Consider the following 11,048-nt stretch of genomic DNA (forward strand, 5'->3'; position numbering starts at 1 on the left):
TCATCGGCCAGTTCCTGGACGCCCTGGCCTCCGGGAAGTACGACCTGGACCACACGGCCCTGATCATCACCCAGACCGGCGGCGGCTGCCGGGCCTCCAATTACATCCATCTCCTGCGCAAGGCCCTGGTCAAGGCGGGCTATCCCCAGGTGCCGGTGGTGAGCCTGAACTTCTCCGGCCTGGAGAAGGGGTCCGGCTTCCCCATGACCCTGCCCTTCCTCCGCAAGCTCCTGGCCGTCGTCTACTACGGCGACCTGCTGGTGGCCCTGAAGGCCCAGACGGAGCCCTATGAGATCGAGGCCGGCGCGGCGAAGGCCCTCCAGGAGGAGTGGCTCGGGACCATCTGCGGCTGGGTCCGCGAGGACCGGGGCTACAGCGGCCGGGAGATGAGGGCCGCCATGCCCAAGATCGCGGCGGAGTTCGCCGCCATCCCCGTCCGGCGGGTCCCCAAGGTGAAGGTGGGCGTGGTCGGCGAGATCTACGTCAAGTACTCCCCCCTGGGGAACAACGACCTGGAGGCTTTCCTGGCCTCCCAGGGGTGCGAGGTGAACCTGCCGGGGCTGATGGGCTTCCTGCAATACTGCATCTACAACCCGTCGGAGACCGCCCGGCTCTATGGCGGCAGCTTCTGGGAGAAGCACGTCTCCGACCTGGCCCTGAATTACATCGAGGGCATGGAGAGCGTCCTCATCAAAGCCCTGAAGGACAACGGCTATCACGCGCCCCTGCCGTTCAAGGAGCTCATCAAGCTCACCGACGGCATCATCGGCATGGGCGACAAGATGGGGGAGGGCTGGCTGCTGACCGCCGAGATGATCGAGCTGGTCCGGGCGGGCTATGAGAACATCGTCTGCGCCCAGCCCTTCGGGTGCCTGCCCAACCACATCTGCGGCAAGGGCATGATCAACAAGATCCGGGAACTCTATCCCCAGGCCAACATCACCCCCATCGACTACGACCCCAGCGCCACGCGGGTGAACCAGGAGAACCGCATCAAGCTGATGCTGTCCGTGGCCCGGGAGCGCTTGGCCGAGCCTCCGGCCCAGGCCCCGGAGGCCCCCCGCCGGAGCGCGCAGGAGGACGGGCGCTCCGTCCCCGGGCGTTCGCTGGACCGGGTCGGGGCCGTGGTGTGAAGGGCCTCGTCCTGATGGGAAGCCCCCGGAAGGGCGGCAACACCGCCGCCCTGCTGGGGCCCTTGCGCGAAGAGCTGGGAGCGGGTGGGCTGGAGACGGAGACCATTTGGCTCTACGACCTGGACATCCGCCCCTGCGTGGCGTGCCGCCGCTGCCAGGAGGACTGGACCGGCTTCGGCTGTCCCCAGGAGGACGACGTCCGGACGATCTTCCGCAAGGTCCTGGAGAGCGGCCTGCTGATCCTGGCGACGCCCATCTACTCCTGGTACTGTACGCCGCCGATGAAGGCGCTGCTGGACCGCCTGGTCTACGGTATGGACAAATTCTACGGCCAAGCCAGAGGGCCCTCCCTTTGGGAGGGGAAGGCCCTGGCCCTGCTGCTGACCTGCGGCTACCGTCCGGAAAAGGGGGCGGACCTTTTCGAAGAGGGCATGCGGCGCTATTGTAAGCACTCCGGGCTCCGGTATCTGGGGAGCCATGCGGAGCGCCATCTGGGCTATGGGACGGTCTTCATGGATGAGGAGAAGGAGGCCCGGACGCGGGCCTTCGCCAGAGAGCTCATGTTCGCCGTGCAGCCAAGATGAAAAAAGGCAGAGACGCATCGTCTCTGCCTTCCCTTATGTCCTCCGCACGGCGCGGTCCTATCGCTTCCCGCCGAAGAAGCCCTTGAGGAAGCCGCCCTTCTCGGGCTTCTTCTCCTTCTTCTCCGCGGGCCTCTTCTCCGGCGCTCTCTTCCCTTCCGGCTTGGCGTGCTCCGGCTTCGGGCCGTCCTTCAGCCGCTCCAGGGCCTCCGCCGCGTGCTTGTAGTCCTGTCCCGCCGACGCCTCGTAGAGCTTCCTGGCCTGCTCCATGCTGGCCGGCACGCCCTTGCCGTGCTCGTAGCACCAGCCAAGGAGATACTGCCCCCGGGCCTGACCCTGCTCCGCCGCCTGGCGGTAGTAGGTCACGGCGTCCTCCCAGCTCTGCTCCACGCCCTCGCCGGTCTCGTAGAGGTAGCCCAGGTTGCAGGCCCCGGTGGCGTCCCCGGCCTCGGCGGCACGGCGATACCACTCCGCCGCCTCGGCGGGGTCCTTCCGGGCCACGCCCTGGCCGGACTCACAGCAATATCCGTAATTGCACATGGCCCGGGGATACCCCGCCTCCGCGGACAGCTTATAGAGCCGGGCGGCCTCGATGGCGCTCTGCGTCACGCCCCGGCCGGTCTCGTACATATAGCCCAGGTTGCACCGGCCCGCCGGGTCCCCCTTCTCGGACGCCTGGCGGTAGAAGTCCACGGCCTTCTCCAGGCTCTGCTCCACGCCCTCGCCGAACTCATAGCAAACGCCCAGGTTGCAAAGCGCCCGGGTATAGCCCGCCTTCGCCGCTTCCTGATACCACCGGACGGCCTCGGCGTCGTCTCGGTCCACGCCCCGGCCATGCTTATAGCAAAGCCCCAAGCAGAACATGCCCCGGGGCTCCCCCTGCTCCGCGGCCTTGCGGTACCAGTGGACCGCGCGGGCCAGGTTGCCCTCCACGCCGCTGCCGGTCTCATAGCACCAGGCCAAGTTGCACTGGGCCCGGGAGAACCCCTGCTGGGCGGCGGCGGAATACCACTTCACGGCCTCTTCCCAGCTCTGCTCCACGCCGCGGCCGGATTCGTACATGAACCCCAGGTTGCACTGTCCCGGCGCGTTGCCCATCTCGGCGGCCTTGCGGTAGAGCTCCACGGCTTTCTCATAGCTCTGGGGCACGCCCTCGCCCCGCTCGTAGCACACGCCCAGATCGCAGGTGGCGGGGGCGGACCCGGCGTCCGCGGCCCGCTGGTACCACTCGGCGGCTTTCTCCATGTCCGGCTTCGCGCCGATGCCGTAATCATAGGCCCGGGCCACGCTGAACAGCCCCCGGGGGTCGCCCTGCTCCGCCGCCCGGCTGTACCAGACGAAGGACGCTTCCAGGTCCTCCTCCACGCCCTCGCCGTGCTCATAGCACCAGGCCAGGTTGCACATGCCCCGGGGAGAGCCCCCGTCGGCGGCCTTGCGGTACCATTCCACGGCCGTCTCCCAGCTCTGCTCCACGCCCTCGCCGGTCTCATACAGGAAGCCCAGGCAGCACGCGCCGTCCTCGTCGCCCTGGTCGGCGGCCTTGCGGTACCAGTCGGCGGCTTCGGCCTTGTCCAGGGGCACGCCCCGGCCCCGCTCATAGCAGAGCCCCATGCACAGCTGGCCCCGGGGATACTCCTGATCCGCCGCCGCCCGGTACAGCCGGACGGCCTCGGCGAAGTCCCGCTTCACCCCCTGCCCGTGCTCATAGCACCAGGCCAGGTTGCACAGGGCCCGGGGATACCCCTTCTCCGCGGCCCTGCGGTACCACTCCACGGCGGTCTCCCAGCTCTGCTCCACGCCCCGGCCGGACTCGTACATGAACCCCAGACAGCACATGCCGGGGGCGTTGCCCTGTTCCGCGGCGGCGGAGTACCACTTCACGGCCTGCTCCAGATCCTGCTCCACGCCGGTGCCGAACTCCAGGCACCGGCCCAGCTCCGTCTGCGCGCCGGGATAGCCCAGCCACGCGGCGGACTGGTACCACTTGGCGGCCTCCGCCTCGTCCTCCTCTACGCCGCTGCCCCGGCGGTACGCCTCCGCCAGCAGGAACTGAGCGCGGGGGAAGCCCTGCTCCGCCCCCCGCTGGAAGCACTTGAGGGCCTTGTCGTAGTCGACCTCCACGCCGATGCCGTAAGTATAGCAGTAGCCCAGGTTCGTCAAGGCCGGCATGTATTCCTGCTCCGCCGCCTGGGCGTAGAGCATCACGGCCTGCTTCCGGTCCGCGGGGACGCCGATGCCCGCCTCCAGGCACCAGCCCAGGTTCGTCAGGCCCAGGGGATCCCCCATCGCCGCCGCCCGCTGGTAACAGGCCAGGGCGTCGGTCTCCCGCTTGTCGTCCACGGCCTGGTTCCCCATGCTGACCCAGTCGGAGGCGGTCATCTCATCCTCGGTCAGGGCGGTGAAGAAGGTCCCCCCGCAGCGGGGGCAGACGTCCGGCTCCTCCTCGGCCACGAAGCCGCAGTCCGGGTTCTCACAGCGATAGTAATCCATGTGGTGTTCCTCCCTTACGCGTCCGCCCCGCCGGGAAACGGGGAACGGTCATAGATATCGGTGAACGAATGGGCCCCGCCCCGGTATTTGAAGCCGGGGAACGTGTCCAGCTGGACGCCGTGGATGGCCCGGAAGATGCTCTTTTCGATGTTGGGGTTCGTCTTCTTCAGCTCCCGCAGGAGGAGCTTGACCTCCTGGCGCTTGCTCTCCCCCACGCCGTCGCCGGAGGCGTCCCGCGCCTCGGTGAACCGGCAGGCGCACTGGAGGAAGCGGAGCCCGTTATAGTCCCGCCAGTTGACGATGGCGTCCTCGTGGACGCAGTACAGGGGGCGGATCAGCTCCATGCCGGGGAAGTTCCTGCTGCGGAGCTTGGGCGGCATGGCCTGGAGCTGCGCGCCGTAGAAGAGGCCCAGCAGGGTCGTCTCGATGACGTCGGAGAAGTGGTGCCCCAGAGCGATCTTGTTGCAGCCCAGCTCCCGCGCCCTGGCGTAGAGGCACCCCCGGCGCATCCGGGCGCAGAGATAGCAAGGGTTCTTCTCCGCCTGGAAGGTCACGTCGAAGATGCCGCTCTCGAAGATGGAGAGGGGCACCCCCAGGCGCCGGGCGTTCTCCTCCAGCCGCCGCCGGTTGGCGGGGCTGTAGCCCGGATCCATCGCCAGGAAGGTCAGGCCGAAGGGGCGGTCGGTATGCCTTTGCAGCTCCTGCATCAGCTTGGCCAGGACCATGGAGTCCTTCCCGCCGGAGATGCACACGGCGATCTGGTCCCCCGGCGACACCAGCTCATAGCGCTTCACGGCGGCGATGAAGGGGTTCCAAAGGGACTTGCGGTAGGTCTTGATGAGACTGCGCTCGGCGGTCTCCTGCGGGGTGAGGTCACGGGACATGGGAAGGTCCCTCCCAAAAAAGGTTCATAGCCAGATCGCGCCCAGCCGGAACACGGACGCCCACACCTTCCGGAACCAGGAGCGCCGGCCCCAGTCCTCCAGGGTGTAGGGCCGGCTCTCGGCCAGGATGCCGTCCAGGTCCTCCAGCAGGTCTTCCACCACCGGCATGTGGTAGAGCAGCACGCCGCACTCATAGTGCAGCTGGAAGGTCCGGTAGTCCATGTTCGTGCTGCCGATCAGGGCGATCTCCCGGTCCGCCATGACGCTCTTGGCGTGGAGGAAGCCGGGGGCATATTTATAGATCTTCACGCCGTGGCTCAGCAGCTCGCCCCAGTAGGTCTCCGCCACCATGTAGGTGAACTTGTGGTGGTCCGGGACGCCGGGGATGAACAGCCGCACGTCCACCCCCGCGTCGGCGGCGATGCACAGGGCCTTCTGCATGGACTCCTCCACGGCGTAATAGGGCGTGGTGAGGTACAGCATCTTCTGGGCCGAGGCCATGATCTGGAGATAGACCTCCTCGATGGGGTTGTCCGGGTTGTTCAGCGGCCCGTCGGTGAAGGGCTGGCACCAGCCCCGGGCGTTGGCCACCTCGTGGCGGGGCCGGTAATAATCGTCCTCGTTGTGGAACGTGCCGCCCATCATCTTCCACATCTGCATGAACTGGGTGGCGAAGCCCCAGACGCCCTCTCCCTCGATGCGGACGGCGGTGTCCTTCCAGTGGCCGAAGCGGACGATGAGGTTCGCGTATTCGTCGGCGATGTTGATCCCGCCGGTGTAGGCGTACTGCCCGTCGATGACGGCGATCTTCCGGTGGTCCCGGTAGTTGAAGTAGATGCGGTTCACATAGCGGTGGACGGGGTTGAAGACCCGGACCTCGATGCCCGCGTCCTGGATGGCCTGGAGGGTCTCGTCGGACAGGCGGGTCAGGTTCCCGAAGTCGTCGAAGGTGATGTGGATCTCCACCCCGGCGGCGGCGCGCTCCTTCAAAACGGCGAAGATGCGGTCCCAGAGCTTCCCCTCCGCCAGGATATAGTACTCCAGGAAGACATAGATCTCCGCCTGTCCCAGGCGGGCGATCAGGTCCTCGAAAAAGTCCGCGCCCTCCTTGAAGTAGACGGCGTCCGTGTCCCGGTAGAGCAGGAAGCCCCGCTTCTCCAGGTACGCCGCCAGCCGTCCCCACGCCGGGGACTTCCGCCGGAGCCGGGCCAGGTCGATCTGGCTGGCCATGCGCTGGCTCTCCCGGCAGGGGATCGGCGGCGCCGGACGGAGGCTGAGCTGCTTGGCCTGGTGGGTCCCGCCCCAGAGGCAGAAGAGGATCATGCCGGACACCGGCATCGCCAGCAGCAGGCACATCCACACCAGCTTATAGGTGGGGCTGCCGGGCCGCTGATAGACCCGGATCGCCAGCACCGCACCGGCGCAGAGCAGCAGGGCGTAGACATAGCTGGACGACTCCGCCAGGAAGTGGGAGATCGCCAGGGAAGTGACGATCTGGACGATCACCGTGAACACGCACATGGAGATGCTGGTGACGGCCGAGATCTTCCGCTCGATCCGCTCCTCCACCTTGGGGATATGGGGGATGTTCTTGTGCATGAAGCCTCGCCTCCTCACTGGCAGTCTCAGCGCTTGACCTTTCTATTATACAAAGATCCGCCGCCGTCTTCAACAGGTAAATCGGAAAAAATGATAAGATCCGGGCCGGGCGTATGCCGTCCGGCCCGGTCGATCCCCTCACTCGCGCTCCCGGAGCAGGGTCTGCTTGATGTCCCACAGCCGCTGGCTGAGGTCCACATAATACCTGTGGGGGTTCTCGAAGCGCTTCACCTCGTCCCAGAGGGTGTCCACCTGCTCCCTGCAATAGGTCTGGATCTCCTTCAGGCCGGGCCGCGCATACACCAGCTCCCCTCCCAGGAAGATGGGCTGCTGGAGGGGCCTGACGGTGAAGTTCGTATAGGTCTTCCGCTTCCAGGTGGCCCGGGGGTCGAAGAGCTCCAGGCTCCGCTCCTCATCCACCCTCTCGTCCCAGACGGTGATGTAGTCCGCCTCGGCTTTGCCGGTGGCCTTGTCGAAGATGCGGTAGACCTTCTTATAGTGGGGGTTCGTGATCTTGTCCACGTTCTCGCTGACCTTGATCTTGGGGACGATGCGGCCCTCCCCGTCCTCCAGGGCCACCAGCTTGTACACGCCGCCGAAGACCGGCTGGCTGCTGGCGGTGATCATCCGCTCGCCCACGCCGAACATGTCGATCTGCGCCCCCTGGATCAGCAGGTCCCGGATGATATACTCGTCCAGGGAGTTGGACGCGGAGATCCGGCACTCCGTCCAGCCCGCGTCGTCCAGCATCTTCCGGGCCTTTTGGGTCAGGTAGGCGATGTCGCCGGAATCCAGGCGGATGCCGCACTCCTTGATGCCCAGGGGCTTCAGCACGGCGTCGAAGGCCCGGATGGCGTCGGGCACGCCGGACTTCAGGGTGTTGTAGGTGTCCACCAGGAGGGTGGCGTTGCCGGGGTAGAGCTTGCAGTACGTCTCGAACGCCTCGTACTGGGTGTCGAACATCTGGACCCAGGCGTGGGCCATGGTGCCCCCGGCGGGGACGCGGTAGAGCTGGTCGGAGATGGTGCAGGCCGTCCCGGCGCAGCCGCCGATGTAGGCCGCCCGGGCGCCGGTGATGGCGCCGTCGGTGCCCTGGGCCCGGCGGGAGCCGAACTCCAGCACCGTCCGCCCCTGGGCCGCGCGGACGATGCGGTTGGCCTTGGTGGCGATGAGGCTCTGGTGGTTGATGGCCAGGAGGGTGAACGTCTCGATCAGCTGGGCCTGGATGGCGGGGGCCCGGACGGTGATCACCGGCTCCTGGGGGAAGATGGGCGTGCCCTCCGGGATGGCCCAGATGTCGCCGGTGAAGCGGAACTCCTTCAGGTAGTTCAAAAACTCCTCGGAGAACAGGCCCCGGCCCCGGAGGTATTCGATGTCCTCCTCGTCGAAGTGCAGGTCCAGGATATAGTCGATCAGCTGGTCCAGGCCCGCGCAGATGGCGAAGCCCCCCTTGTCCGGCACGTCCCGGAAGAACACGTCGAAATAGGTGATCCGGTCCTGGAAGCCGGTCTGGAAATAGCCGTTGCCCATGGTCAGCTCGTAAAAGTCGCAGAGCATGGTCATGTTCAGCTTTTGTTCGGTATGCATGGCGGGTAACACCCTCTCCTCTCGTCGTTCCCTTGATTATAAGCAAGATCGTCCGGAAAAGCAATCTCTTTTTCGGGAAATATCCACGAAAATAGATAGATATATCGATACCTGTCTTGTCAGCAAAGAGAGGCGGGCCCTCCGCGTGTCGAAAAAGGAGCGAAGGCCCCATCGCCGGGAAGGAGGAGCGCCGCGGGAGGGGCCTGAGAAGGCCCCCTCCGTTTTCGATAAAGGAGTTTCCAGGACCTTTTTGGACGTCCTGGAAACTTGCTCCGCCTGCCGAAAAGTCTTTTCGGCAGGCGGAGGGCCCGCCTCCCGGCGGGCCCTCTCAGGCTCATGTCTCCGCTTCCCGCAGGCGCTCCACGATGGTCCGCCTCGACACGGAGCGGTAGGTCCACAGCGGCACCAGCGCCCCCAGGGCCAGGAAGACCGGCAGGACCGCCGCGATGGGGACCACGGTCAGACGGTACGTGAAGAACCAGAAGATGTCCGATACGGCGCCGCCCAGCAGGGGCCCCAGGACGACCGTCATCACCAGGGACGCCAAAAGGGCCAGGAGGGTATGATACAGCCCCTCGTACACCAGCATGGACTTGAGCTGCTTCCCCGTCATGCCCACGGATTGGAGGACCGCCAGCTCCCGCTTCCGGGTGAGGATGCCCGTGAGGACCGCGTTGACGAAGTTCAGCACGCCGACGAGGCCGATGATGAAGCTCAGCGCCCCGCCCATGGTCATGAACATGCCCCGGAAGCCCTCGAACTCGGCGGCATACGTGGCCCGGCTCTCGTAGTCATAGAGGGGCTGGACGCTCTCCGTGTACTCCGCCAGGAAGGACTCCATCTCCGGCTCCGCCTCGTCGGTGGTGTTGAAGATATAGGTCATGACGCTGTCGGTCCCGGTGTCCTGCCGGAACCGCTCGGCCCCCAGGACGAACTGGTCCGCGCCATAGTAGCGGTAGCCGATGGAGTCGGGCACCTGCACCAGGGCGCAGACGGTGTACTCCACTTCCTCATAAGCGACGGCCCGGCTGGTCCAGTTCCGGTTGGGGTCCACGTTGTCGGTGTCCTCGATGATCTCCCCGTTGTCCATATAGAAGTACTCCCGCTCGGTGACGTAGCGCAGGGTCACCTTGTCCCCCAGCTTGGCCCAGTTGGAGCCGAAGATGGTGGAATCGTAGTCGTCCGTCAGGTACACGGCGGCGATGGCCTTCTGGCTGGGGTCCGACAGCGGGGCCAGGTCCCCCTCCAGCACGTCCAGCAGGCTCAGGGGGAAGTCCTCCATACCGTAGAGCTGCACCCGGTCCGCCAGGAGGCCGTCGTCCATCCGCTCCTTGTACTTGATCTGCAGGTCCAGGACCTCCGGCGGGTTCCACTTGCTCCAGATGCCCCGGAACCACTCCTCGGTGACGAACTCCTCGATGTCGGAGACATTGCCGTAGATCCGGCCGTTTTCCTCGATGCCGCTTTGGGCCCTCACGTCGGAAATGACAGTCTCCGGCACCGCCTCGTCGGTGGAGCAGAAGCCCCCGCCGCCGACCTGGAAGTAAGCCGCGTCCCCCAGGATGAAGTCCACGTCCGCCTTGTTTTGCAGGTACTTCATCATGTCGAAGCCAATGGAGAAGGTATAAGTCATGGTAGCCAGCACCACGGCCAACGTCAGGGAGATGACTGTCACCACGGTCTTGCCGCGGCTCCGCCCCAGGTTGGCCCAGGCCATTTTGGGCAGAGATGCGCCGCCCTGGGTCTTGCGGGTCTTCTCTCGTTTGCCGGGCTTTTTCCCGCCGCCCTCGGTGTAGCGGACCGCCTCCACCGGGGAGACCTTGGCCGCCATGCGGCCCGGCCGGGCGCAGGAGAGGGACACCGTCAGCAGGGAGAACAGGGCTGCGCCGATGAAGATCAGGGGGTCGAAGGAGACGAAGGCGTGCTTGTAGCTCAGCTGGGCCATGATAACGGGGGTCAGCTGATTGCCGATGACGAAGCCCAGCAGCAGCCCGAAGGGGATGCCGATCAGGCTCAGCATCAGGGCCTGCTGGCGGACGATGCGCTTGAGCTGCCGCCCGGTGGTGCCGATGGTCTTCAAAAGGCCGTAGAACCGGATGTCGTTGGTGACGGAGATCTGGAAGACGTTGTAGATGATGAGGTAGCCGGTGAAGACGATCAGCAGCAGCAGGGCCACGATGGCGATGAGCGTCGTGATGTCGAAGCTGTTGGAGAGCTGGGCCCCGGAATAGCCCCAGTTGACCCCGGTGTCCAGGTAGTTGTCCGCCTGGAAGTCCTCCCCCTGGTAGCCGTGGTTTTCCAGGACCTGATAGATGTCCTCCCGGATATGGAAGGCGTTGTCCAGCATCACGTTCAGGGTCCACTTTCCGGTCATGGAATAGGGGTTCCCGCTGCCAAGGGCCGCGATCTCCTCGGCGGCGGACCGGGGCAGGAGGACATGGCTGGCCACCACGGCGCTGTCGTACTCCCACCAGCCGGAGAGAGTGAAGGTCCGGGTGACGGGGATGGGGTGGTCCGTGTTGTCATCCAGCTCGAAGGTCATGGTGAACTTCGCGCCCACCTCCGGCCTCACACCCAGAAGGGCCAGGACATGGGTGTCGGTGGCGGCCTCGTCGGTGCCCTCCCGGGGGAGGGCGCCCTCCACGGGCTGGCAGAAGTGGTGGGGGGCCGCGGCGGGCTCCATGTAACTGACTTCTACATGAGACTTGTTGAAGGGCGGCTCGCTGGGCATGCCCAGGAACAGCCGGGCGGAGCCCTCCTTGATGAGGGGGTCG

General features: G+C 65.9%; 7 protein-coding genes. 2 read left to right on the top strand and 5 right to left on the bottom strand.

Annotation, left to right across the window (positions count from 1 at the left end; genetic code table 11):
* Together QZ332_RS11725 and QZ332_RS11730 are read left to right on the top strand one after the other, a co-directional pair.
* On the top strand, positions 1-1,133 hold a 1,133-nt coding region (locus QZ332_RS11725), incomplete at its 5' end, for a 2-hydroxyacyl-CoA dehydratase (RefSeq protein ID WP_295765607.1).
* A complete protein-coding gene (locus QZ332_RS11730; protein WP_295765609.1) occupies positions 1,130-1,717 on the top strand; it encodes a flavodoxin family protein in 588 nt (195 codons plus the stop codon). The genes QZ332_RS11725 and QZ332_RS11730, both read left to right, overlap by 4 nt.
* 57 nt (positions 1,718-1,774) lie before the next feature.
* Here the strand turns inward: QZ332_RS11730 and QZ332_RS11735 are convergent, their stop codons facing one another.
* The 5 genes from QZ332_RS11735 to QZ332_RS11755 all read right to left on the bottom strand — a co-directional run.
* Positions 1,775-4,204: a tetratricopeptide repeat protein gene (locus QZ332_RS11735; RefSeq protein ID WP_295765611.1), complete on the bottom strand. Its 2,430-nt coding sequence runs from the start codon at positions 4,202-4,204 to the stop codon at positions 1,775-1,777.
* A 14-nt stretch (positions 4,205-4,218) separates the two neighbouring features.
* Entirely contained in the window at positions 4,219-5,088 is an 870-nt protein-coding gene (locus QZ332_RS11740; RefSeq protein WP_295765613.1) for an ATP-binding protein, read from the bottom strand.
* A gap of 24 nt (positions 5,089-5,112) precedes the next feature.
* On the bottom strand, positions 5,113-6,687 hold the full coding sequence (cls, locus tag QZ332_RS11745; protein WP_295765614.1) for a cardiolipin synthase: 1,575 nt from the start codon (positions 6,685-6,687) through the stop codon (positions 5,113-5,115).
* 138 nt (positions 6,688-6,825) lie between these two features.
* The gene (locus QZ332_RS11750) at positions 6,826-8,274 is read right to left on the bottom strand and encodes a nicotinate phosphoribosyltransferase (protein ID WP_295765616.1); all 1,449 of its coding nucleotides are present in this window, start codon (positions 8,272-8,274) and stop codon (positions 6,826-6,828) included.
* A gap of 334 nt (positions 8,275-8,608) precedes the next feature.
* On the bottom strand, positions 8,609-11,048 hold a 2,440-nt coding region (locus tag QZ332_RS11755), incomplete at its 5' end, for an ABC transporter permease (protein ID WP_295765618.1).

This window comes from uncultured Oscillibacter sp. (assembly GCF_910584465.1).
Classification (GTDB): domain Bacteria; phylum Bacillota; class Clostridia; order Oscillospirales; family Oscillospiraceae; genus Oscillibacter.